Genomic DNA, 23,832 nt, shown 5'->3' with positions numbered 1-23,832 from the left:
AATCCTTAAAGTTTAACGGCTACGATAAGAAAAGCGATCATCAACACGTAAATCAGCTGGTGGCCAGTTATCTAGGCGCATACCAAGCTCCAAATCTTTAGACGCTAGTACGTCTTTGATTTCTGTTAATGATTTCTTACCAAGATTTGGGGTTTTTAGAAGTTCAGTCTCTGAACGCTGTACCAAATCACCGATATAGTAAATGTTTTCAGCTTTTAAGCAGTTGGCTGAGCGAACCGTTAGTTCAAGATCGTCCACAGGGCGTAATAGCACCGGATCAACCTCTTCTTTTTCTTTCACAGGCTCAGGCGCTTCTTCAGCTTCTAGGTCAACAAAGATAGAAATCTGTTGTTGTAAAATAGTGGCTGCTTTACGAATTGCTTCTTCTGGATCTATAGTGCCATTAGTTTCAAGCTCAATGATAAGACGATCAAGATCGGTACGTTGTTCTACACGTGCGTTCTCAACCTGATAAGCAACACGAAGCACAGGACTAAAACTTGCATCAAGCTTTAAGCGTCCAATCGCTTTAGTATCACCATCTTCACGGCGCTGGTTTGCTGGCTCATATCCACGACCCATTACTACGCGCAAACGCATCTTTAGATGACCACGGTCACTCAATGTACCCAATACCAATTCTGGATTGATGATGTCTACATTGTGCGGTAACGTGATGTCTGCAGCAGTAATAGTGCCTGGACCTTGTTTATCCAAGGTCAAAAATACTTCATTTTGGTCATGAAGAGTGATTGCTAAACCTTTTAAGTTCAAAAGCAAATCAAGCACATCTTCTTGTAGTCCTTCAAGCGTTGAGTATTCATGGTCAACACCATCAATCTCAGCTTCAATGACTGCAGCACCAGGTAATGAAGATAACAAGATGCGACGTAAGGCATTACCCAAGGTATGCCCAAAGCCGCGTTCTAACGGTTCGAGCGTGACTTTCGCAATCGTTTCATTAACCGTGTCCACGTTGATGGCGTTCGGCGTTAGAAACTCAGTTGCATTTAGCATCATGATGTCACCTCGATTTATTAAACTGGTTTAATTAACGCTAATTGCTCAATGCCATGTGAACAGCATCGAGCAGTACGTTACTTACTTAGAGTATAGCTCAACGATTAAGCTTTCGTTGATTTCAGCAGGTAGATCAATACGATCAGGCGCTTTTTTGAACGTGCCTTGTAGTTTGCTGTGATCAACATCTAGCCATTCTGGGATACCACGTTGGGTAGCCAGTTCAATTGCGTTCTTAATACGTAATTGCTCGCGAGACTTCTCTTGAATAGCGATGACATCACCATCTTGCAACTGAATTGATGGAATATTCACACGAATAAACTCATCACGGCCAGCTTTTTTCACCATAACAGTACGATGGCTAACTAACTGACGTGCTTCAGCACGCGTAGAGCCAAAGCCCATACGATATACTACGTTATCTAGACGGCTCTCAAGCATTGCTAACAAGTTTTCACCAGTAGCGCCACGCTTACGAGCAGCTTCTTTATAGTAGTTTGCAAACTGACGCTCTAATACACCGTAGATACGCTTAACTTTTTGTTTTTCACGTAACTGTAAAGAGTACTCTGAGCTTTTGTTACGGCTAACACCATGTTGACCAGGTGGACGAGCCGATTTTTTCGTTTTCACGTCGTATGGTTTAACACCAGACTTAAGACCTAAGTCAGTGCCTTCACGACGTGATAATTTGAGTTTTGGTCCAATATAACGGGCCATTGTTATGTCTCCTATAAGCTTCTATTATAAAAAGCTTCGTCTTTAATATTAGACGCGGCGCTTTTTCGGCGCACGGCAACCATTGTGTGGGATTGGGGTTACATCAGAGATGCTGTTGACTTTATAACCCAATGCACCTAGTGCTCTTACCGCAGACTCACGACCCGGTCCTGGTCCTTTGACCAAAACATCGATATTCTTAACACCATATTCTTGAGCCGCTTTACCAGCGACTTCAGCTGCAACCTGAGCTGCAAATGGTGTAGATTTACGTGAACCACGGAAGCCTTGTCCACCTGAAGTGGCCCAAGCCAATGCATTACCTTGACGATCGGTAATCGTAACAATGGTGTTATTAAAAGACGCATGGATATGGGCAATGCCCTCCGATACTGAACGACGAGCCACCTTTTTGCGACTGCGAGTGTCTTTTGCCATCTTTTAGCTTCCTAAGTTAATTATCTTTTGAGAGGGCGTGTCGGACCCTTACGAGTACGAGCGTTGTTCTTGGTGTTCTGACCTCTAACTGGCAAGTTACGACGATGGCGGATGCCACGGTAACAACCAAGATCAACCAAGCGCTTGATATTCATTGACACTTCACGACGAAGATCACCTTCAGTCATGTATTCTGCAACTTGTGCACGGATAGCATCTAACTGTGTATCATCTAACTGACTGACTTTAGTAGTAGGGGCAATGCCAACTGCTTCTAAGATTTTCTGAGCAGTGGTACGACCTACACCAAAGATGTAAGTTAGTGAAATAACAGCATGCTTATTATCCGGAATGTTTACGCCGGCAATACGAGCCATTGATTTCTCTCCATTAAAGAAAAATACCCTTATTCGTTAAAATAAGGTATTATTTTTCAGATTTGTTGCTGTCAATACTAAAGCTCTTATAATTATTATCGCTGCTTCGAATTGGTAAACCAATCTATTCATTGACCATTTTATAAAAGATTTTGCATAAACTACGGCAAGTGGCGGATGATATCGCATCCGCCGTCATTTTTCAAGTATTAATTTAATAAGCAAGCCAATCACCTAAGACTGACTTGCTTAAATTACTAACCTTGACGTTGCTTGTGGCGAGGTTCTGCGGTACAAATTACGTGTACACGGCCTTTACGGCGCACAACTTTACAGCTACCACAAATCTTCTTAACTGATGCTTGAACTTTCATAGCATACTCCTTTAAATATCGTACCGCTCATTTAAGGTTGAGTGGGCGATTGAATTAACGTCTGATCATGATATTGATGGGTCATCAAATGCGCTTGGATCTGCGAGATGAAGTCCATCACCACAACCACCATAATCAGTAACGACGTACCACCAAGTTGAAACGGCACACCAAACGATGACTGAACGACCATTGGCATTAAACAAATAACCGTCATATACATCGCGCCAATAAAGGTCAATCGGTTTAACACATGATCAAGGTAACGCTGAGTTTGTTGTCCTGGGCGAATACCTGGGATATACGCACCACTACGTTTAAGGTTTTCAGCAACTTCACGCGGACTAAATACCAATGCCGTATAGAAGTAGCAGAAAAAGATAATCATTGCACCAAATAGAACCAAATACAGCGGCTGCCCTGGAGACAAAACCAATGCCATATTTTGCAATATCTTTTGCGTCAAGGTAGGATCAGGCGATTGACCGACCCACTGCCCTAAACTTGCAGGAAACAATAGCAATGAGCTGGCAAAAATAGCAGGAATAACCCCTGCCATATTTAGTTTCAACGGCAAATGTGATTGCTGCTGAGCGTAAATTTTGCGACCCTGCTGTTGTTTTTGCGCATAATTGACAGGAACACGGCGCTGAGCACGTTCAATATAAACGATACCCGCAGTAACCGCGACACCTAACAGTGCAAAGATAAAGAGGACAATCAAGTTCATCTGACCTTGGTTGACCTGTTCAATAGACTGCGAAATCATACCTGGCGTACCAGCCACAATACTCGCAAAAATGAGCATTGAGATACCATTACCTACGCCGCGCTCTGTAATCTGCTCACCAAGCCACATTAAGAACATAGCGCCAGCTACCAATGAGGTAACCGCTGGAATATAAAAAGTCAGACCAGAAGATAAAGTAAGATTTTGACTGATTAAACCAGCACACATTCCTAATGACTGTACTAGCGCTAAAGCAAGCGTTCCTTGACGGGTATACTTGTTTAGCTTACGTCGTCCCGCTTCACCCTCTTTTTTGAGGGCTTCAAGCGATGGCAATACCGCAGACATCATCTGTACAATAATTGATGCTGAGATATATGGCATGATACCAAGTGCCATGATAGACATACGTTCTAGTGCACCACCTGAGAACATATTAAACATGCTCAGGATGGTATTTTCGTTGCGCGAAAACAGATCAGCCAAGTTAACCGGATTGATACCCGGTACCGGAATATGCGACCCAAAACGATAAACAATCAATGCGCCGATTAAGAATAACAAACGCGTCCATAGCTCGTCATACTTACGTATAAAGGCAAATGGATTGAGCGGTATACCAGTCGATGACATTGATTGCTTTGACACGTTACTACTCCTCGATGCTACCACCAGCAGCTTCGATTGCTTGCTTGGCGCCTTTAGTCACTTTGATACCTTTAAAAGTATAAGCTTTAGTGACTTCACCCGACAACATAACGCGCGCACGCTTCATGTCACGACGGATAAGGTTAGCAGCTTTCAAAGTTTCAATACTAACGACATCGCCTTCAATTTGGCTCAGTTCAGACAGACGAACTTCAGCAGTCGTCATAGCCATTTTACTGGTAAAACCAAATTTTGGTAGACGGCGATATAAAGGCATTTGACCACCTTCAAATCCTGAGCGAATGCTAGAACCTGAACGAGATTTCTGACCTTTTACACCACGACCACCGGTTTTGCCAAGGCCTGAACCGATACCACGACCACGACGTTGGGCAGTTTTCTTTGCGCCAACACCTGGTGATAATTCATTTAATCTAAGACCCATTACGCTTCCTCCACTTTTACCAAGTAGTTAACGCGATTGACCATACCACGAGTTGAAGGTGTATCTTCTACTACAACAGAATGATTAATACGGCGTAAACCCAATCCTTTCAAGCATGCTTTGTGGCTCTTGAGGCGATGGGCACCCGATTTGAATTGAGTGACTTTCATTTTTTTCATCGTAACTCACCTAGTCTAAGTTAACCCAAGATTTCGTCTACAGATTTACCACGTTTCGCTGCCATCTTTTCTGGAGTTGACATATCACGTAAACCGTTAAACGTAGCGCGAACCACGTTAGCAGTGTTGGTAGAACCATAACATTTAGTCAAAACATCTTTGACACCAGCAACTTCTAATACAGCACGCATTGCGCCACCAGCGATTACGCCAGTACCTTCAGATGCAGGTTGCATATAGACTTTACTAGCACCATGACGTGCTTTGATCGGATGATACAAAGTTGCATCATTTAGCTCAACAGTAATCATATTACGTTTGGCAGCTTCTAGCGCTTTTTGAATAGCGGCTGGCACTTCACGTGCTTTACCACGACCAAAACCAACACGACCATTACCATCACCCACTACGGTCAACGCAGTGAAGGAGAAAATACGACCACCTTTAACCACTTTTGCAACGCGATCAACGGTAACTAAGCGTTCTACTAGACCGTCAGTCTGTTCATTTTTATCATTTTTATCATTTCTAGCCATGATTAAAACTCCAATCCGTTTTCGCGAGCAGCTTCAGCTAAAGCTTTTACTCGACCATGATATTTAAAACCACTACGGTCAAATGCAACTTTAGTGATGCCAGCTGCTTTTGCGCGTTCTGCGATCATTTGGCCTACAGACGTCGCTGCATCAGCGTTACCAGTCGCGCCTGAACGCAAGCTGCTGTCTAAGGTAGATGCCTGAGCAATCACTTCACCACCGTTCGGAGAGATAATCTGGGCATAGATGTGTCTTGGCGTGCGATTAACCGTTAGACGATGAACGCCTAAAAAGCGGATATGCGCGCGGGTTTTCTTAGCTCGACGTAGACGAGCTGCTTTTTTATCAAACATTTCAACTCACCTTATTTTTTCTTGGCTTCTTTGCGAATCACATGCTCGTCACTATAACGAATACCTTTACCTTTATAAGGCTCAGGTGGGCGGAAACTGCGGATATTAGCCGCTGCTTGACCAAGCTGCTGCTTATCGTTTGATTTTAAAACGATTTCAGTTTGCGTTGGGGTTTCAGCTGATACACCTTCAGGTAACGTATATTCTACTGGGTGTGAGTAACCAACATTTAGCGTTACTTTATTACCAGTAGCTTGTGCACGATAACCAACACCAATCAACTGAAGACGTTTTTCAAAGCCTTCGTTAACGCCTATTACTAAGTTGTTTAGTAAAGAGCGCATGGTGCCAGTATGCATCATGGCTTCTTTTGAATCGACTGTAGGTGAGAAAATGATCGCATCATCTTCCTGTTTCAGCTCGACCAATTCATGCAGGCGTAAAGACATATTGCCGTTCTTGCCTTTAACTTCGACCTGCCGATCGTTCAAAGTAACGCTTACGCCGTTTGGCAGCGTCACTGGGGCTTTAGCCACACGAGACATAGGAATATTCCTTAGAAAATTAACTTGCTTTTATTAGCGAAAAAACTAACAGGCTAAAAAGCGTGTTAGTTTAGCATAGTTGACCACGTTAGACACTTGTCAATGTTAAATAATTATTCATTACCACATCGATAGAAGCCTAACCGCGTCAAATAGACTTTATCGTCGTATAGCTTACGCTACAAATGCGACGACTTCACCACCGATACCAGCAGCACGTGCAGCACGATCACTCATGATACCTTGGCTGGTTGATACGATAGCAACACCCATACCTTGCTTAACAGTAGGGATAGCATCTTTACCGCGATGCTGGCGTAAACCAGGACGGCTAAAACGTTGAATCATTTCGATGACAGCTTTGCCTTCGAAGTATTTTAATACGATGGTCAAAGTTGCTTTGTTGTTGTTTTCTTCAGTAACAACAGCGCTAGCAACGTAACCTTCATTAACCAACAAATCAGCGATTGATTTGCGTAGCTTAGAGCTCGGCATTGCTACCGATACTTTGTTAGCCATTTGTGCGTTACGAATACGGGTTAGCATATCCCCAACAGTATCTTGCATACTCATATAGTTACCCCTTACCAGCTTGCTTTACGAACACCAGGCACATCGCCTTGCATGACACGCTCACGCAGCATATTGCGTGATAAGCCAAACTTGCGGAAGTAACCGTGAGGACGACCGGTGATAGCACAACGATTGCGCAGACGTACTGGTGATGAGTTACGTGGAAGAGCTTGTAGCTCTAGCATCGCTTCCATACGAGTTTCGTCACTTGCAGTCATATCACTGATAGTTTCTTTTAGCTTGATACGCTTATCAGCGTACTTAGCAACCATTTTTTCGCGCTTTAATTCGCGGTTAATCATGCTCTTCTTTGCCATAACGTCTTTACCTTATTTAAATGGGAAGCCGAATGCTTTAAGCAGCGCACGACCTTCATCGTCAGTAGTAGCTGACGTAGTGATAGTCACATCCATACCGCGGATACGATCAATCTTGTCAAAATCTACTTCTGGGAATACGATTTGCTCTTTGATACCCAGTGAATAGTTACCACGTCCATCAAAGGCTTTAGCTGAAAAACCACGAAAGTCACGAACACGAGGAATTGCAACGGCAATAAGACGATCTAAAAATTCGTACATTTGCTCACCGCGTAGCGTTACTTTACAACCGATTGGCCATTCTTCACGAATCTTAAAGCCAGCGATTGATTTACGCGCTTTGGTGACTACAGGTTTTTGACCAGCGATAGCCGTCATATCAGCAACAGCACCTTCAAGCAATTTCTTATCTTGAGACGCACCGCCAACACCCATGTTTAAAGTGATTTTAGTGATTTTAGGCACTTGCATCACGTTTTCTAAAGCAAGTTCTTCTTTGATCTTTTGCTTTAGTTCATTGTTATATAAAGCTTTTAATCTTGCCATTACCATTACACCCTTAGTGTCTTACGCAGTCGCCACAACTTCACCATTTGAGCGGTAAACACGGTTTTTAACACCGTCTTCGCCAGTCTGGTAAGAAATACGGTCTGCTTTTTGGGTTTGCGCATTTAAAATTGCGACATTTGAAATATGTAAAAAAGCTTCTTGCTTAAGTATGCCGCCTTCAACGCCAGTTGCCTGATTTGGCTTCTGATGTTTAGTGACAATGTTAATGCCTTCAACTTTGATACGATCGTTTTTTACAGCTTGTACAGTACCTTGCTTGCCTTTGTCTTTCCCAGCAATCACGATAACTGTATCACCTTTACGTAATTTTGACATGGATTACCTCACAATACTTCTGGTGCTAGTGATACAATTTTCATAAACTGATCACCACGTAGTTCACGAGTTACCGGTCCAAAAATACGAGTTGCAATCGGCGCTTTGTTTTGGTTCAACAATACCGCAGCATTGTCGTCAAAACGTAATACCGAACCATCAGGACGACGAACGCCTTTTTTGGTACGTACAACTACCGCATTCATCACGTCGCCTTTTTTAACACGACCGCGAGGAATGGCTTCTTTAACCGTTACTTTAATAATGTCGCCAACTGATGCATAACGACGATGAGAGCCACCCAGTACTTTAATGCACTGAACTCGTCTTGCACCGCTATTATCTGCAACTTCCAGCATAGATTCAACCTGAATCATAGCGTTACTCCACACGTATGAGCAATAAAAACCAGTTGCTGCCGCTAGCACAGTATGAGTAGTCGGCATTTTAATATTAATAACCGCTGCTACTCTTAATGTGATTGATATACGCTCGGCGCAATCAGTATCCTTAAAAAGGCAGCTATTTTAACAGCTTCTGGCTTTTAATGCAATTTACTTAGATTTTTTCTACTTTTTCAACCACATCAACCAAAGTCCAAGACTTGGTTTTTGAGATTGGACGCGTTTCTTTGATGCGGACAAGGTCGCCTTGTTGGCAAACATTATTCTCATCATGTGCTTTGATCTTAGTAGAACGACGAAGCTGCTTGCCATATAAAGGATGACGAACCAGACGCTCAATCAAAACCGTGATGGACTTGTCCATCTTGTCACTGACAACTCGTCCTGTCAGAACACTAGCATTGGTCGTTGCTTGATTGTTATCGCTCATGAGTCGCCTCGTTGTTTCTCGTTAATCAAAGTCTGAAGCTGAGCAATCGCACGACGATTGACACGTACTTCATGGGTATTCCCCAACTGACCAGTTGCTTTAGCCATACGAATACGGAAAGCATCAAGTTGCTTTTCATCAAGTAACTGGGTCAGTTCTTCTAATGATTTATCACGTAATTCACTGATCTTCATTACATTATCGTCCGCTTAACAATGGTAGTTTTAAAGGGCAGTTTTGCTGCAGCAAGCGTTAACGCTTCGCGAGCAAGCTCTTCTGAGATCCCTTCAAGTTCATATAGTATTTTACCAGGTTTGATTTCGCATACCCAATATTCTACAGGACCTTTACCTTTACCCATACGTACTTCTAATGGTTTATTAGTAATTGGTTTGTCTGGGAAAACGCGAATCCAAATCTTACCGCCACGCTTAATTTTACGAGTGATGGTACGACGTGCTGCTTCAATTTGACGGGCAGTCATACGACCGCGAGTCAAAGATTTTAGACCAATTTGTCCGAATGCAACGGTGCTTCCACGATGAGCAAGACCTGTGTTACGACCTTTGTGCATTTTACGAAACTTGGTACGTTTTGGCTGTAACATAGTTTAACCTCTGTCTGTGTTTCGACGGTTTCCGTTTCCACGACCACGGCGTTTTGGCGCACGAGTCTGCTCTTCTTTAACGGGGTTATAAACACTGTTCATACCGTCAAGGATTTCGCCACGGAAGATCCAAACTTTTACACCGATGGTGCCGTAAGTGGTTTCCGCACGTACTGACGAATAGTCAATATCGGCACGCAATGTATGCAATGGCACACGACCTTCACGGTACCATTCAGTACGAGCAATCTCAGCACCGCCAAGACGGCCAGACAGCTCAACTTTAATACCTTTAGCACCAGAACGCATGCTGTTCTGTACGGCGCGCTTCATTGCACGGCGGAACATAACACGACGCTCAAGCTGACTTGCGATACCTTCTGCTACCAAATGAGCATCAAGATCAGGCGAGGTGATTTCTTCAATATTGACCTGAGCAGGTACGCCCATAATTTTGGTCAATTCTTTTTGAAGTCTTTCAATATCTTCGCCTTTCTTACCGATAACAATACCAGGACGCGCAGTGGCGATGGTAATCTTAGCAGCACCGGTAGGACGCTCAATCATGATCTTGCTAATCATAGCACTATCAAGTTTCTTGCGCAGATATTCACGAACCTGAATGTCGTTAATTAGGTATTCTGAGTATTGTTTAGGGCTAGCATACCAGTTTGCGTTATGCTTTTTTACAACACCAAGACGAATTCCGATTGGATGTACTTTTTGTCCCATAACTTATTCCCCTACCTTTATAGTGATGTGACAGGTACGCTTGCTGATACGATCAGCACGACCTTTAGCACGTGGTAGGATACGTTTTAGCGTAATGCCTTCATCAACGTAGATGGTTGATACTTTAAGGGTATCAATATCTAAACCGTTGTTGTTTTCAGCATTGGCGATGGCAGAGTTAAGACATTTCTTAACAAAAACCGCGCCTTTTTTATTGCTATACGTTAGGATATCCAAAGCACGCTCAATAGATTTGCCACGAACTTCATCAGCAACGAGTCTAACTTTTTGTGCCGATATGGCGGCACCGCGTAATTTTGCAGTTACTTCCATGGTAAGCACCTTATCTCTTAGCTTTCTTGTCAATGCCGTGACCACGATATGTACGAGTCGGGGCAAATTCACCTAGTTTATGACCAACCATCTGTTCACTCACGATAACCGGTACATGAGTACGGCCATTGTGAACAGATAAAGTTAGGCCAACCATTTGTGGCAGAATCATCGAGCGGCGCGACCAAGTTTTAATTGGTTTGCGTGAGTTGGTTTCTAATGCAGTTTCAACTTTAGCAAATAAATGCGCGTCTATGAATGGACCTTTTTTCAATGAACGAGGCATGAAATTCTTCCTTTATTTCTTCTTGGCGCGGCGGCGGATGATCATACTGTCAGTACGCTTATTGTGACGCGTTTTAAGTCCTTTAGACTTCTGACCCCAAGGGCTAGTAGGATGGCGACCTTTATTACGACCTTCACCACCACCATGTGGGTGATCAACCGGGTTCATCGCGACACCACGAACAGAAGGACGAATACCTCTCCAACGTGAAGCACCGGCTTTACCAAGTGATTTCAAGTTGTTTTCAGTGTTCGATACTTCACCGATAACAGCACGGCAATTTACGTGTACGCGGCGAGTTTCACCAGAACGCAAACGAAGAATGGCATAAATACCGTCACGACCTAGTAGCTGAACGCTAGCACCCGCAGCACGAGCCATCTGTGCGCCTTTACCGATTTTAAGTTCGATATTATGGATCACAGTACCTAGTGGTATGTTTTTTAGCGGTAAACAGTTGCCTGGACGAATTGGTGATAATTCACCTGACATCACAGTATCGCCAACAGCTTGCTTTTTAGCGGCGATAATATAACGACGTTCGCCATCAGCGTACTTAAGTAAAGCAATATGCGCAGTACGGTTAGGATCGTATTCAATACGCTCTACTGTAGCTGGGATATTGTCTTTAGTACGTTTAAAATCGATAATACGATAATGTTGCTTATGACCACCGCCGATGTGACGAGTAGTGATACGGCCATTATTGTTACGACCACCGGTCTTGCTTTTTGATTCTAGAAGCGCTGCAAACGGACGACCTTTATAAAGGTGTGGATGCACTACTTTTTCAACAAAACGACGGCCTGGTGATGTTGGCTTTGCTCTTACGATAGGCATGAGTGTAATCCTTATTCGTTATTCGCTGTTTCACTAGTAGAAGCAGTCGTATTTGCGACCTCTTCACCAGCATCAGCCATTTGTACATCTTGACCAGCTTTTAAGGTAACATAGGCTTTTTTATAGTCGTTACGACGGCCGATACTTTTACCAAAACGCTTTGTCTTACCTTTAACATTCAAAGTGTTTACTTTTAAAACTTCAACACCTTCAAACATCATCTCAACTGCTTTTTTAACTTCAAGCTTAGTAGCCTTAGAGTCAATTTTAAATACCTGCACACCAAGTGAGTCGCCAAGCATTTGAGATTTCTCTGAGAATACAGGTCCTCTTAGGATCTGATAAAGTCTTGCGTTATTCATGCTAGTGCTTCCTCAAATTGTTTCGCAGCTTCGACTGTCATGATCACTTTATCAAAAGCAATCAAGCTCACTGGATCCACTTCACTTGTATCAAGTACATTGACATGTGGGATATTGCGAGCAGCTAAGTATAAGTTTTCGTCAACTTCTTTGGTGACGATTAATGCACGTGATGCATTTAACTCACCTAACTTTGCGATCAGCTCTTTGGTCTTAGGACCAGAAACGCTTATCTCTTCAACCAAAATCAGACGCTCTTGGCGAATCAATTCGGCTAGGATGCACTGCATCGCACCGCGATACATCTTACGGTTAACTTTTTGTGACCAATCTTGTGGCTTAGCCGCGAATGCACGACCGCCCCCACGCCAGATTGGGCTACGAATAGAACCTGCACGAGCGCGACCGGTACCTTTTTGGCGCCATGGCTTAATGCCACCGCCAGAAACTTCGGCACGGGTTTTTTGAGCGCGTGTACCTTGGCGAGCACCAGCAAGATATGCGGTGACGACTTGATGCACTAGTGCTTCGTTGAATTCACGACCGAAAGCCGTATCAGAAAGCTCAACTGCCGCCCCTGTAACTGTTTTTAAATCCACGTTAATCCCCTTGCTTAGGCTTTGACTGACGGACGTACGATGACATCGCCACCGGTGGCACCTGGGATAGCACCCTTGATGACAAGTAACCCTTTTTCGGCATCAACCGAAATCACTTCTAGGCCTTGAACAGTAACACGCTTGTTACCCATCTGACCCGCCATCTTTTTGCCTTTGAATACTTTACCTGGTGACTGGTTTTGACCAGTTGAACCATGTGCACGATGAGATACTGAGTTACCATGAGTAGCATCTTGCATGCTAAAGTTATGACGTTTTACAGGACCCTGAAAACCTTTACCTTTACTGTTTCCTGTGACATCAACCATCTGACCTTGTTCAAACAAGTCAGCTAGAATCTCACCACCAATTTCACGACCTTCAAGATCGCTGTCATTGGCACGAAATTCCCAAACACCACGACCAGCGGCAACGCCAGCTTTAGCGAAGTGACCTTTTTGTGCGGCTGTTACGCGGCTGTCACGACGGGTACCTGTGGTAACTTGAATGGCTTGATAGCCATCTACATCAGTATTTTTTACTTGAGTAATACGGTTCGCACTGATCTCAACCACTGTTACAGGGATAGATGCGCCTGCTTCAGTGAAGATACGGGTCATGCCGCATTTTTTACCGACTAAACCGATCGCCATTTTAGACCTCTTTATATCTTATATTAATGGGTTGGGTGTGATGTTCATTAACCCAAAGCAATTTGAACGTCAACACCCGCCGCCAAGTCAAGCTTCATTAGCGCATCCACAGTTTTGTCGGTAGGTTGAACGATGTCAACCATACGCTTATGAGTACGGATTTCATACTGATCACGAGCGTCTTTATTTACATGTGGTGAAGTTAGAACGTTGAAGCGCTCAATACGAGTCGGCAACGGTACAGGACCACAAACTTGCGCACCGGTGCGCTTTGCAGTATCAACGATCTCTTGTGCAGATTGATCAATCAGACGATGATCAAAAGACTTAAGACGGATACGGATTCTCTGGTTAGCCATGCCAGCAAGCTCCTAATATGGGCTTTTGTCATTCTTGCTTTGCAAGGATATGAGCAAAAGCCGTTTGGTTAAATATTCACTTAAAGCGGCCTTCTGTTCTTAACCAGAATGAGTTCTTTAACGGAACTTATAGCGTGCCAAAAGCAAAATAGTTTAAAGCCCCGCCGACCCTTCCATTATAGGATGTCAGCAAAGGCATAATGAAATAGTGCTAGAAACGATGCTCTAGCTGTCATAGCGCCAGCTTTTTTTATGGGCTGCGCGTATATAATTCAGTGGTGTATATTATACATAGTATTTTGTTCATTGCAAGGGCAATATCCATACCATTTCAAGATATCACACTTTATAGGCAACTCTATTTCTAGAAAATAATTTGTATAAAACCTCTCAATAACATTCAAATTATCAGTCCAACACAATGTCATATTGCTCTTGGGTATATAAATTTTCAACATCAAAGGTAATCACTCGGCCGAGTAAATACTCTAAATCTGCCACGGTGTCAGATTCTGACGTCAGCAATAAATCAATGACTGCCGCATGAGCGACGACCGTAAACTTTTTGGGTGAATTATAAGTACGAGCGCAGCGCATGATTTCACGGAATATCTCAAAGCAGACCGTTTCGGCTGTTTTGACAAAGCCACGACCTTGACAGGTCGAGCACGGCTCACACAATTGCTGTCCAAGCGACTCACGGGTACGCTTACGAGTCATCTCAACCAAACCAAGCTCACTGACTTGGGTAATTTTGGTCTTGGCATAATCTTGTACCAGCTGCGACTGCAAGCTCTCTAAGATATCATCTTTATGCTGCTGCTCAAGCATATCAATAAAATCTAAGATAATAATACCGCCAAGATTGCGCAAACGCAGTTGCCTAGCAATGGCATGGGTGGCTTCTAAGTTGGTCTTGTAAACCGTATCTTCTAATGATCGTCCACCAACGAATGAGCCCGTATTGACATCAATGGTAGTCATGGCTTCGGTTTGGTCAATAATTAGATAGCCACCAGACTTTAAATCCACACGCCGTTTGAGCGCATCCCGTAAATCATCTTCGACACGGTGAACATCAAACAGCGACTGCTCAGCGGTATAATGTACGATGCGATCATAGACAAAAGGCACAAATTCTTTGGCAAAATATCGGACTTGCTCATAAATCTGCACATTATCAATAATGACTTTTTCGGTACCAGCGTGTACCAAATCACGGATAGAGCGCAATGGTAGCGATAATTCTTGATAAATAAGCTCGGAGCTTTGATTGGGCTTCGTTTCTTGGCGACGGGCGCATATCGTCCGCCACAGCTGCAATAAGTAGTAAATGTCTTCTTCAAGTTTGTCAACGGGCACACGCTCAGCTGCCGTACGTGCAATCAATCCGCCTTTAAGATTGACGGTTTGCATTAGGCTAGTAAGCTCGGTCTTTAGGCGACTGCGCTCCTCTTCGCCATCAATACGTTGCGAGATACCAATATGCTCACTCGATGGTAAATAGACCAAATAGCGAGATGGCAGCGATATGTTTGTCGTTAAGCGCGCGCCTTTACTACCTAACTGATCTTTGGTAACTTGTACCAAAATGCGCTGACTTTCATGCAGACGATGTTGAATAAGGGTTTTCGAAACTGGCATGACTTCTGTGTTCTGCGTACTGACTACGGGCGGCGTGACCGCTAGATCATCAGCCGCCGCCTCTATAATGGTGAGCTCATCGTCAGCCTTTTCGACTTTACTGCTTTTAGCAGCTGGACGTGGTTCGCGCTGCATATCATTAACATGTAAGAATGCGGTACGTGATTGACCAATATCGACAAAGGCTGCTTGCATACCCGGCAGAACACGTACCACTGTACCTAAGTAGATATTACCAACCAAACCCAGTTTATGATGACGCTCAATATAAATCTCGCCCAAGATACCGTTATCTAATACGGCGACACGGGACTCCATGGGGCTAATATTAATCAGCAGCTCTTCGGACATAGTGTTTTCTCTTATCACTTAGCTTTCTGGTGAAGCATTCATAGTTTGGTAGCCTGACAGTGTAACAAATGCAACTTGCTTTTGCCCATGACACAACCGTGTCATTATGTGCAGATGATTTGATATTAAGTTTTAACTTCAAGCACTGCTGAATCAATACCCTTACTCTCACCTTTTTCAACATTTAAACTTTATTAAGTTTTAGCTATTTAAGCATCAGAAGTTTAAAGCGTAGCAGTGTTGGTCATCTCTTTAATCAATGCCAGCGTTTGCGCAAGCGGTAAACCCACTACATTGGTATAGCTACCGTTAATACGGTTAACCCACGCCGCGCCCAGTCCTTGAATGCCATAGCCACCTGCTTTATCAGCAGGCTCGCCACTGTCCCAATATTCACTCATCATCTCTTTAGTAAGCGCGACAAAGGTGACTTCTGTGCGTTCAATGATTTGTTGCTGATTGATGGTTTTCCATACTTGCTCAGTATCGAATTTATCAAGGTGCTTAGACGGTAATGAGAGTTGCGTCGCTTGTACCGCCGTCCATACTTCATGAGTGCTATCCGACATTTGCTGCCACATATGATAAGCATCTTCACGATTATTTGGTTTGACCAACACTGTTTTGCCATCTGGTAATACACCGATGGTGTCAGAGGTCAGTAAAATAATAGGCTGAGATATGATTGATTTGTTTGATTGAGCGTCATTATTTTTTAGTTGTCTATTTAGCTCTACAGTCGCTGCCTCTGCTTTGGCGGCGACCATACGAAGAATATAGTCTTTGGGCGATTCATGCTGATAGGGTGTTTCATCGATATCAACGCTGATGACAGTAAATTCCAGTTGCGCTCTACTTAGTAACTCGCGACGACGCGGCGAACCAGATGCTAAGATGATATCCATCGCTACTCTCTTCTGATGAAAAAACTCGGTATTAATAGGCTTAGGCTTAGCCTAAAATAAATGAGCGGCGTTTATAGTAGGTGCTTATGAAAATTATTTGTGATGAAAATACTTATACTGACAATCGCTACAGTAAACGACCTGATTAGCGTACGAATTTTCGTAACGTTAAAAGCACCAACGGCCAGCTGATGATGCTCATCAATAAAGAATAAACAGATTGGGCAACAAAGACATTTTGTACAAAAATCTGTAGCATCCATAAGCTCGCTTGAAACACAAACAAGCCCAAACTTGCTACGATCCATGCACTACCCGTGTTTAGCTGTCTGATATAGATACTGGTGACCTTTATCACAAGCGCCACTATGACAGCAGAAAAAGCTTGTTGTCCTAAATGAGTATCCATCAGCAAATCAGCAATAAGGCCAATGGTAAAGGCGCTAAAAATACCCACATAACGCGGTTGGAACAATAACCAAAAAATCAATACCATGATCATGACCATAGGACGCAGTGTGGCCATACTAGGACTTAATGGGTAAACAATGAGCGACGAGGCAATAATAAAACTCAGTACAATCATGGCATGCAGCAGCCCATTTGCATGATCAGAATCAGGATATGCCATGAATACTTACCTTTAGCGGATGTTTAGCAGCTACTTAATGATGAATTCAGCATTGCAGGGAATAAAAAACGAGGTGTCAAACAGCGCGCTTAGATAGAATAGCGACTAAATATCGGACAATTATTATTTCGAAAGTCACTCTTAAGGCTCAGTGATGCCAATATTGTTTTCATTAGCCAGCTTATCTTGCAGTATCAATACATAAGCATTATCGACAAAGTTTGCCGCGGGTGTGACTTTGATGCTTCTAAAATTATCCGCTTGCGTGTCTTCAATATGTGCGATACGACCAACGCGATAGCCTGCAGGGATACGCCCACCTAATCCGGACGATACCAGCTCATCACCAACGCGCACATCTGAGGTTTTAAAGACATAATTGAGACTTAATGAAGTGGGTATCCCTTGACCGGTCACAATCGCGCGCTGACCAGTACGTTTGACAGTAACGGCGACGGACTGCTGCTCATCAGTAATCAGCAATAAACGGCTGGTATTAGGATAGACATTGATAATCTGCCCTAATATGCCGGCTTCATCGATGACCGTTTGTCCAACTTGCACGCCATCTTGAGCACCCTTATTCAAAACCACAATTTGACGCAGTAAATTGGTGTCGGTACCAATCACTTGTGCCAAGTTTAAATCAAACTGCTCTGGACGCGTGGTCGATAGAATACCTTGCAAGCGGGCGTTTTGCGCCAATATATAATCTTGCTGCTGCAATTTGGCTTGGGCGTGAATGAGCTGGGACTTAAGCTGCATATTTTCGCGGCGCAGCGCTTCTTTTGATTGCAGACTACCGCTTGACCAGTGTTTTGCATAACTGGGTAATAATGACAGCTCATAAATAGGCTGCATCGCGGCGTGGCTGGTTGAGCGTATAGGCTTGAACCATTCTGGATTTTTGCTATCGAACCACATCAGTATCAATGCCACTATCAATAAAACAGCAGTCATACGAAGTGCGAGTGGCTGGCGAGCAAAAATACTTGGAGTCATAGTTCGTCTAATGTAGAAGTTTTAATGTGAGCAGTAGCCAGCACTGAATAGCACTATAGTCAGAGAAAAGTAATGTCGATACATCAAGTACTGCTGATATTAATTTTTCTTGCTTGCTGTGCCTATGCAGACAGAGGCTGCAAAAAATTTATACCAGCAGCACTGTAGCGTTTTTGAGATATTTTAACTATATATAAGAGGGAGTTGGTATTAAAAAATGCTCAGTAACTGTCAACGGTAGATAAATAACAGTAAAGGTAACCTTAGTGGCTACCTTTACTGTTATTTATCTACCCTTTCTCATACCTATTTATCGTTAACTTCAGCCTTATCAAGCATTGATAATATGGCAATGCTTGATAAACAATGATTTATACAAAAATCATATTTAGGCTTTTGTTATTGATAAAATCAAGCGCAATACCGCCGCCACGACTGACACAAGTCAATGGATCTTCAGCGACCGTCACTGGCAGACCCGTCTCTCTTGAAATAAGCTTATCCAAATCGCGCAGTAACGCCCCACCACCAGTCAATACAATACCGCGTTCAGCGATGTCCGATGACAGCTCAGGCGGCGTTTGCTCAAGTGCTGCTTTTACTGCACTAACGATGCCACTTAGTGGATCGCTCAATGCTTTCTGTACTTCTTCTGAATTGACGATAAAGGCCTTTGGCACGCCTTCTGCCATGCTACGTCCACGCACTTCTACTTCTAACTGACTGTCTTCGTTTAATGCAGAACCCACTTCTTGTTTGATACGTTCAGCCGTGGTTTCGCCAATCACGCAGCCATGGGTACGGCGTACATGAGTGATGATGGCTTCATCAAACATATCGCCACCGATGCGAATCGACTCTGCATAGACGCAGCCTGACAAGGCAATAACAGCTATCTCAGTGGTACCACCGCCGATATCAACGACCATAGAACCGCTGGCCTCATGAACCGGCATACCAGCACCGATTGCTGCTGCCATTGGCTCCTCTAACAACAATACTTTGCTAGCGCCCGCTGACGATACCGCTTCACGAATCGCTTTACGCTCAACAAGGGTAGACTTGCAAGGCACGCAAACCACCACATTAGGCTGTGCCATAAAACGCTTGGCTTTTACCTTGGCGATAAAATGCTTAAGCATTTTTTGCGTCACTTCAAAGTCAGCAATCACCCCATCTTTCAATGGGCGGATAGCGGTGATGTTGGCAGGCGTACGACCAAGCATCTGCTTGGCATCAATACCAACAGCAGCAACGGTAGGGTGCTGTGTACGATTGCTTCTTAAAGCGACCACTGTAGGCTCATTGAGCACCACGCCTTTACCAGGAATAAAAATAAGGGTGTTCGCAGTACCGAGGTCGATTGCGATATTATTTGATAAAAATCCAAACAGGTTCATGACTAATATTTCCAGCGTATTACAAATGAGGCGAATGAGGCAAATGAGAGTGACCGAAGGATTACTCGTCAGTATTGAGCAGGTCGTCTTTAGAGATTACCCGTGGCGAGAGTTTATCATCGTAACAAGTCAAACCGAAGCTATAATGATGAAATGAAAAAACTGAGCTAAATTATACCGATTTGGCTCAAAAAAAACACAGATATTTGCATCAGGACGCTAGGATTTTGCGCTTATGCGCTAAAAGTTGTTACAAAGTTTGAAATCGCAGACCATACCAGCTGCTTTGATGAAACAGCCTTTAATTCAATCACTAACCAGCAGCTACTGTCCTATAGTATTTATTAAATACTTGGCTTGATAACTTGCTTAACAGCAGCTGCCTACTGTAACGTATTTCGTCATTGAATGGTAAGCAATTGCTTATCAAGCTCTAACTACCCAGTCAAATTTGCAAAACATTCCGTCTTAGTAAAGATTGTGCAGCAATCAAACCTCATGCTCTGTAAACTTGGGTCAGATGCTTTATAATAAGCCCACTATTTATTCGCATATTAATAGAGATACCTTGTTTTAGCTTTTTTTAGTCGTTATTTATTTTAATGTCTACTTATTTAGCCATACCCTACTCTAACAAAAACTGTCCGTCACTGGAGACACTATGTCACAGCAATCATTAACGTCTGACAACACTGTCAGCCGTGAAGAAATCCTAGAAGTTGCCAACCTTGCCCGTTTAGGTGTCGATAAAAATACGGCCGCTAGCTACGCTGCTGATATCTCTAAAATACTCAAGCTGATGAATACGCTTGGCAATGTCGATACCACCGATATCAAACCTTTATCAAATATTCATGAAGCCTGCCAAGACCTGCGTGCTGATATCGCCAAACATGATATCAACCGCGAACGCAATCAGTCGGTCGCCCCTGCCGTGGAAGATGGCTTATATTTGGTACCGCAAGTGATTGAGTAGGCGACTGTCGCTCTCTGAATTCTTATCTTATTTTATGCTATTAACATTTTGACGGACGACACCTTATGTCTGAACTTCATCTATTAAGTACCCAGCAGCTTATTACTGGTCTGCAAGACAAACAATTTAGCAGCGCGGAATTAACTGACCACTATATCAAACGTATCAATGCGTTAGATGGCAAGATCAACAGTTTTATCACTCATACCTCTGAGACCGCGCGCACACAAGCAAAAGCGGCAGACGAGATGCGTCTGCAAGGTGATAAGCGTCCACTGCTCGGCGTACCGATGGCGCACAAAGATATTTTTTGTACCCAAGGCGTATTGACCACCTGTGGCTCTAAGATGCTACACAACTTTATCTCTCCTTATGATGCGACCATCGTCACCAATATTGATAAAGCGGGCATGATCAGCCTTGGTAAGCTCAATATGGATGAGTTTGCGATGGGCTCGGACAACGAAAGCTCGTATTATGGTGCAGTACACAATCCTTGGAATCTAGACCACGTTCCTGGTGGCTCATCGGGCGGTAGTGCAGCAGCAGTTGCGGCGGGATTTGTACCAGTCGCGACGGGTAGTGATACTGGTGGCTCTATTCGTCAGCCAGCCTCATTCTGCGGCTTAACGGGCATCAAACCGACTTATGGTCGCGTCTCTCGCTTCGGTATGATTGCTTATGCCTCAAGCCTTGATCAAGCCGGTAGTATGGGTCGCAGTGCCATGGACTGTGCCTTCCTATTACAGCCAATGACTGGGCATGACCCACGCGATGCGACTTCTATCAAATACGACATGCCAGATTATGCACAAGACTTAAATGATGCAGCAGCCAGCGCTGGTGATAAGCCGTTTGCCGGTTTACGTATTGGCGTTGCTAAAGAATACTTCAGTAAAGGACTTGATACTGAAGTCGAACAAGCGGCTCGTGCAGCATTAAAGAAATACGAAGAGCTTGGCGCAACCATTGTAGAGGTGACTATCACTGACCCTGAGATTACCCTAGCAACTTACTATATGCTGGCACCAGCTGAAGCCTCATCGAACCTATCACGCTTCGATGGCGTACGCTTTGGCTATCGCTGTGAAAACCCAAAAGACTTGATTGACTTATACACGCGCTCACGTTCTGAAGGCTTTGGTCCTGAAGTACAGCGCCGTATTTTGTCAGGTACTTATGCCCTATCTGCTGGTTACTTTGACGCTTATTACACCAAAGCACAAAAAGTGCGCCGTATCATCATTAAAGACTTCGAAAATGCCTTTGCCAACTGTGATGTGATTGCCAGTCCAACGGCACCAACAGCGGCTTATAAACTTGGTGAAGACCTCGACCCTGCAACGATGTATTTGGGTGATGTTTATACCATTGGTGTCAATTTAGCGGGTCTACCTGCGCTTAGTCAGCCTGTTGGTTTAACCTCAGCAGGCTTGCCTATTGGTTTGCAATTGATTGGAAAATATTGGTGTGAGAGCCAACTGCTCTGTACTGCTCATTTATTCCAGCAGCATACAGATCATCATCTGCAACACTCTGCCATCGCCAAGGAGACGGTATAATGAACACAGCAACTACTATTGATAATAATGCTGTCCGCAAACACGATGTGCGTAAAGAGCTGTTCGTTGATGGTTATGAAGTGGTCATCGGTATCGAGATTCACTGCCAGCTGAACACAGAAAGTAAGATATTCTCCAGCGCACCGACTGACTTTGGTCACGAGCCAAACACCCAAGCCAGCATTGTAGATTTAGGTCTGCCTGGTGTCTTGCCAGTGTTAAATGCTGGCGTGGTCGATCGTGCGCTAAAATTCGGTATCGGCGTCAACGCAGAGCTTGGATTATTTAATACCTTTGACCGCAAAAACTACTTTTACCCTGATTTGCCTAAGGGCTATCAAATCACCCAAATGGCCAATCCTATCGTTGGCGAAGGCTATATTGACGTCGTCGTTAATGAAGGTGAAAAGAACGAATATCCTAAGCGTATCGGCATCACCCGCGCCCATTTAGAAGAAGATGCTGGCAAGTCAGTACATGATGCCGTCGATGGCATGACGGGTGTCGATCTAAACCGTGCTGGTACGCCATTAATCGAAATCGTCTCTGAGCCTGATATGCGTTCAGCGTTTGAAGCGCTAGCCTATATCAAAGCCATTCACCAGCTAGTGACGTGGCTGGGTATCTCAGATGCTATCATGGCAGAAGGCTCGTTCCGCTGTGATTGTAACGTCTCTATCCGTAAACCTGGAAGCGAGCTTGGTACCCGTACTGAGCTAAAAAACTTAAACTCGTTCCGCTTTATCGAGCGCGCCATTAATCGTGAAATCGAGCGTCAAATCGATATTTTAGAGGATGGCGGTAAAGTTGTGCAAGCGACGATGCTTTATGATCCAGAGCGCGACGAAACTCGTGTTATGCGTACCAAAGAAGACGCCAATGACTATCGCTATTTCCCTGATCCTGACTTGCTACCTGTGCGTATTGAGCAGCATACAGTTGATAGCATTCGTGCGGCTATGCCTGAGCTACCGGTTGCCCGTCGCGCACGTTTTGAACAGGCACTTGGTCTATCAGAATATGACGCTCGTATCTTAACCGGTAGCCGTCAAATTGCCGATTATTTCGAAGATGTCGTTGCTGAGATTGGTGAGCAAGACGCCAAAATGGCGGCTAACTGGGTGATGGGCGATTTACTTGGCGCGCTGAATAAAGATGATACAGACATCATCGACTCCCCTATCAGCGCCAAGCAATTGGCTGGTATGCTAGCACGTATTAAAGATGACACCCTATCTGGCAAATTAGCGAAGAAAGTCTTTAGTGCCTTATATGAACGCGAAGGCGGCGATGCCGATGATGCAGCTGATAAAATCATCGAAGAAAAAGGGCTGAAGCAAGAGACGGATACCGGCGCTATCAAAGCTATCGTTGAAGAGGTCATTGCTAAGAATGCAGCAATGGTTGAAGAGTATCGCGGCGGTAAAGAAAAAGCCTTTAACGGTCTGGTCGGGCAAGTGATGAAAGCCAGTCGCGGTAGTGCCAACCCGCAGCAAGTAAATGAAATCCTAAAAGAGCTGCTAGGTTAATGGCTGGTGAATTCAGCTGACTGTTATAGGTAAAATATGATTGTAGATTTTGGCTAAAATAAATAGCTCTTGCAATATACC

General features: G+C 44.0%; 35 protein-coding genes. 3 read left to right on the top strand and 32 right to left on the bottom strand.

Annotated features, from left to right (window positions below):
* Positions 1-12: 12 nt before the first annotated feature.
* The 32 genes from JMW90_RS04710 to JMW90_RS04555 all read right to left on the bottom strand — a co-directional run bounded on the left by JMW90_RS04710 (position 13) and on the right by JMW90_RS04555 (position 19,693).
* Positions 13-1,020 carry a DNA-directed RNA polymerase subunit alpha gene (locus JMW90_RS04710; protein ID WP_011279808.1) on the bottom strand — a complete coding sequence of 336 codons (1,008 nt, stop codon included), beginning with the start codon at positions 1,018-1,020 and terminating at the stop codon, positions 13-15.
* An 81-nt stretch (positions 1,021-1,101) separates the two neighbouring features.
* Entirely contained in the window at positions 1,102-1,743 is a 642-nt protein-coding gene (rpsD, locus tag JMW90_RS04705) for a 30S ribosomal protein S4 (protein WP_011512865.1), read from the bottom strand.
* Positions 1,744-1,791: 48 nt separating this feature from the next.
* Entirely contained in the window at positions 1,792-2,181 is a 390-nt protein-coding gene (gene rpsK / locus JMW90_RS04700) for a 30S ribosomal protein S11 (RefSeq protein ID WP_010196728.1), read from the bottom strand.
* A 20-nt stretch (positions 2,182-2,201) separates the two neighbouring features.
* Positions 2,202-2,558 carry a 30S ribosomal protein S13 gene (gene rpsM / locus JMW90_RS04695; RefSeq protein WP_149490921.1) on the bottom strand — a complete coding sequence of 119 codons (357 nt, stop codon included), beginning with the start codon at positions 2,556-2,558 and terminating at the stop codon, positions 2,202-2,204.
* A 257-nt stretch (positions 2,559-2,815) separates the two neighbouring features.
* Positions 2,816-2,932 (bottom strand): 50S ribosomal protein L36, encoded by a 117-nt coding sequence (rpmJ, locus tag JMW90_RS04690; protein WP_011279805.1) that lies wholly within the window; start codon positions 2,930-2,932, stop codon positions 2,816-2,818.
* 31 nt (positions 2,933-2,963) lie between these two features.
* Positions 2,964-4,295, bottom strand: a complete 1,332-nt coding sequence (gene secY, locus JMW90_RS04685) for a preprotein translocase subunit SecY (RefSeq protein ID WP_011512863.1) — start codon at positions 4,293-4,295, stop codon at positions 2,964-2,966.
* Positions 4,296-4,314: 19 nt separating this feature from the next.
* Positions 4,315-4,755: a 50S ribosomal protein L15 gene (gene rplO / locus JMW90_RS04680; RefSeq protein ID WP_011512862.1), complete on the bottom strand. Its 441-nt coding sequence runs from the start codon at positions 4,753-4,755 to the stop codon at positions 4,315-4,317.
* Positions 4,755-4,934 carry a 50S ribosomal protein L30 gene (gene rpmD, locus JMW90_RS04675; RefSeq protein ID WP_011512861.1) on the bottom strand — a complete coding sequence of 60 codons (180 nt, stop codon included), beginning with the start codon at positions 4,932-4,934 and terminating at the stop codon, positions 4,755-4,757. The genes rplO and rpmD overlap by 1 nt, the downstream gene beginning before the upstream one ends.
* A 20-nt stretch (positions 4,935-4,954) precedes the next feature.
* Complete coding sequence (gene rpsE / locus JMW90_RS04670) at positions 4,955-5,470, bottom strand: 30S ribosomal protein S5 (protein ID WP_010196711.1); 516 nt, start codon at positions 5,468-5,470, stop codon at positions 4,955-4,957.
* Between the two features lie 2 nt (positions 5,471-5,472).
* Positions 5,473-5,823, bottom strand: a complete 351-nt coding sequence (rplR, locus tag JMW90_RS04665) for a 50S ribosomal protein L18 (protein WP_011279801.1) — start codon at positions 5,821-5,823, stop codon at positions 5,473-5,475.
* Between the two features lie 11 nt (positions 5,824-5,834).
* Positions 5,835-6,368: a 50S ribosomal protein L6 gene (gene rplF / locus JMW90_RS04660; RefSeq protein WP_201561913.1), complete on the bottom strand. Its 534-nt coding sequence runs from the start codon at positions 6,366-6,368 to the stop codon at positions 5,835-5,837.
* 174 nt (positions 6,369-6,542) lie between these two features.
* A complete protein-coding gene (gene rpsH / locus JMW90_RS04655) occupies positions 6,543-6,941 on the bottom strand; it encodes a 30S ribosomal protein S8 (protein WP_201561912.1) in 399 nt (132 codons plus the stop codon).
* 11 nt (positions 6,942-6,952) lie between these two features.
* Entirely contained in the window at positions 6,953-7,258 is a 306-nt protein-coding gene (gene rpsN / locus JMW90_RS04650; protein ID WP_021813378.1) for a 30S ribosomal protein S14, read from the bottom strand.
* 12 nt (positions 7,259-7,270) lie between these two features.
* Positions 7,271-7,807 carry a 50S ribosomal protein L5 gene (rplE, locus tag JMW90_RS04645; RefSeq protein ID WP_201561911.1) on the bottom strand — a complete coding sequence of 179 codons (537 nt, stop codon included), beginning with the start codon at positions 7,805-7,807 and terminating at the stop codon, positions 7,271-7,273.
* 21 nt (positions 7,808-7,828) lie between these two features.
* The gene (gene rplX / locus JMW90_RS04640; protein WP_201561910.1) at positions 7,829-8,146 is read right to left on the bottom strand and encodes a 50S ribosomal protein L24; all 318 of its coding nucleotides are present in this window, start codon (positions 8,144-8,146) and stop codon (positions 7,829-7,831) included.
* Positions 8,147-8,154: 8 nt separating this feature from the next.
* A complete protein-coding gene (gene rplN / locus JMW90_RS04635) occupies positions 8,155-8,523 on the bottom strand; it encodes a 50S ribosomal protein L14 (protein ID WP_010196702.1) in 369 nt (122 codons plus the stop codon).
* Between the two features lie 181 nt (positions 8,524-8,704).
* Positions 8,705-8,980 (bottom strand): 30S ribosomal protein S17, encoded by a 276-nt coding sequence (gene rpsQ / locus JMW90_RS04630; protein WP_011512856.1) that lies wholly within the window; start codon positions 8,978-8,980, stop codon positions 8,705-8,707.
* Positions 8,977-9,174: a 50S ribosomal protein L29 gene (gene rpmC, locus JMW90_RS04625; RefSeq protein WP_011279794.1), complete on the bottom strand. Its 198-nt coding sequence runs from the start codon at positions 9,172-9,174 to the stop codon at positions 8,977-8,979. Before rpmC ends, rpsQ begins: the two co-directional genes overlap by 4 nt.
* A complete protein-coding gene (gene rplP, locus JMW90_RS04620) occupies positions 9,174-9,587 on the bottom strand; it encodes a 50S ribosomal protein L16 (protein WP_011512855.1) in 414 nt (137 codons plus the stop codon). Before rplP ends, rpmC begins: the two co-directional genes overlap by 1 nt.
* A gap of 3 nt (positions 9,588-9,590) precedes the next feature.
* Positions 9,591-10,319, bottom strand: coding sequence for a 30S ribosomal protein S3 (gene rpsC / locus JMW90_RS04615; RefSeq protein WP_011512854.1), 729 nt, complete (start codon positions 10,317-10,319; stop codon positions 9,591-9,593).
* 3 nt (positions 10,320-10,322) lie between these two features.
* Positions 10,323-10,652, bottom strand: coding sequence for a 50S ribosomal protein L22 (gene rplV / locus JMW90_RS04610; RefSeq protein WP_010196689.1), 330 nt, complete (start codon positions 10,650-10,652; stop codon positions 10,323-10,325).
* A 10-nt stretch (positions 10,653-10,662) separates the two neighbouring features.
* On the bottom strand, positions 10,663-10,938 hold the full coding sequence (rpsS, locus tag JMW90_RS04605) for a 30S ribosomal protein S19 (protein ID WP_011279791.1): 276 nt from the start codon (positions 10,936-10,938) through the stop codon (positions 10,663-10,665).
* 12 nt (positions 10,939-10,950) lie between these two features.
* Positions 10,951-11,778, bottom strand: a complete 828-nt coding sequence (rplB, locus tag JMW90_RS04600; RefSeq protein WP_201561909.1) for a 50S ribosomal protein L2 — start codon at positions 11,776-11,778, stop codon at positions 10,951-10,953.
* A gap of 11 nt (positions 11,779-11,789) precedes the next feature.
* Positions 11,790-12,140, bottom strand: a complete 351-nt coding sequence (rplW, locus tag JMW90_RS04595) for a 50S ribosomal protein L23 (RefSeq protein WP_011279789.1) — start codon at positions 12,138-12,140, stop codon at positions 11,790-11,792.
* Positions 12,137-12,739: a 50S ribosomal protein L4 gene (gene rplD / locus JMW90_RS04590; protein ID WP_011512852.1), complete on the bottom strand. Its 603-nt coding sequence runs from the start codon at positions 12,737-12,739 to the stop codon at positions 12,137-12,139. The genes rplW and rplD overlap by 4 nt, the downstream gene beginning before the upstream one ends.
* 14 nt (positions 12,740-12,753) lie before the next feature.
* Positions 12,754-13,392 (bottom strand): 50S ribosomal protein L3, encoded by a 639-nt coding sequence (rplC, locus tag JMW90_RS04585; protein WP_201561908.1) that lies wholly within the window; start codon positions 13,390-13,392, stop codon positions 12,754-12,756.
* Positions 13,393-13,439: 47 nt separating this feature from the next.
* Entirely contained in the window at positions 13,440-13,751 is a 312-nt protein-coding gene (gene rpsJ / locus JMW90_RS04580; RefSeq protein WP_010196670.1) for a 30S ribosomal protein S10, read from the bottom strand.
* A gap of 408 nt (positions 13,752-14,159) precedes the next feature.
* Positions 14,160-15,746 carry an Rne/Rng family ribonuclease gene (locus JMW90_RS04575; RefSeq protein WP_201561907.1) on the bottom strand — a complete coding sequence of 529 codons (1,587 nt, stop codon included), beginning with the start codon at positions 15,744-15,746 and terminating at the stop codon, positions 14,160-14,162.
* Between the two features lie 224 nt (positions 15,747-15,970).
* Positions 15,971-16,651 carry a Maf family protein gene (locus tag JMW90_RS04570; RefSeq protein ID WP_201561906.1) on the bottom strand — a complete coding sequence of 227 codons (681 nt, stop codon included), beginning with the start codon at positions 16,649-16,651 and terminating at the stop codon, positions 15,971-15,973.
* A 145-nt stretch (positions 16,652-16,796) separates the two neighbouring features.
* The gene (mreD, locus tag JMW90_RS04565) at positions 16,797-17,282 is read right to left on the bottom strand and encodes a rod shape-determining protein MreD (protein WP_201561905.1); all 486 of its coding nucleotides are present in this window, start codon (positions 17,280-17,282) and stop codon (positions 16,797-16,799) included.
* Positions 17,283-17,423: 141 nt separating this feature from the next.
* The gene (gene mreC, locus JMW90_RS04560; protein ID WP_201561904.1) at positions 17,424-18,284 is read right to left on the bottom strand and encodes a rod shape-determining protein MreC; all 861 of its coding nucleotides are present in this window, start codon (positions 18,282-18,284) and stop codon (positions 17,424-17,426) included.
* Positions 18,285-18,655: 371 nt separating this feature from the next.
* Positions 18,656-19,693 carry a rod shape-determining protein gene (locus JMW90_RS04555; RefSeq protein ID WP_201561958.1) on the bottom strand — a complete coding sequence of 346 codons (1,038 nt, stop codon included), beginning with the start codon at positions 19,691-19,693 and terminating at the stop codon, positions 18,656-18,658.
* Between the two features lie 652 nt (positions 19,694-20,345).
* Here JMW90_RS04555 and gatC point away from each other — a divergent pair.
* From gatC to gatB, 3 genes are all read left to right on the top strand, one after another.
* Positions 20,346-20,660: an Asp-tRNA(Asn)/Glu-tRNA(Gln) amidotransferase subunit GatC gene (gatC, locus tag JMW90_RS04550; RefSeq protein ID WP_201561903.1), complete on the top strand. Its 315-nt coding sequence runs from the start codon at positions 20,346-20,348 to the stop codon at positions 20,658-20,660.
* A 65-nt stretch (positions 20,661-20,725) separates the two neighbouring features.
* Positions 20,726-22,222: an Asp-tRNA(Asn)/Glu-tRNA(Gln) amidotransferase subunit GatA gene (gene gatA / locus JMW90_RS04545; protein WP_201561902.1), complete on the top strand. Its 1,497-nt coding sequence runs from the start codon at positions 20,726-20,728 to the stop codon at positions 22,220-22,222.
* Positions 22,222-23,751 carry an Asp-tRNA(Asn)/Glu-tRNA(Gln) amidotransferase subunit GatB gene (gatB, locus tag JMW90_RS04540; RefSeq protein WP_201561901.1) on the top strand — a complete coding sequence of 510 codons (1,530 nt, stop codon included), beginning with the start codon at positions 22,222-22,224 and terminating at the stop codon, positions 23,749-23,751. The genes gatA and gatB overlap by 1 nt, the downstream gene beginning before the upstream one ends.
* Positions 23,752-23,832: the final 81 nt, after the last annotated feature.

The organism is Psychrobacter glacincola, assembly GCF_904846215.1.
Lineage (GTDB): Bacteria > Pseudomonadota > Gammaproteobacteria > Pseudomonadales > Moraxellaceae > Psychrobacter > Psychrobacter glacincola.
This window is presented reverse-complemented; position numbering and strand designations above follow the sequence as displayed.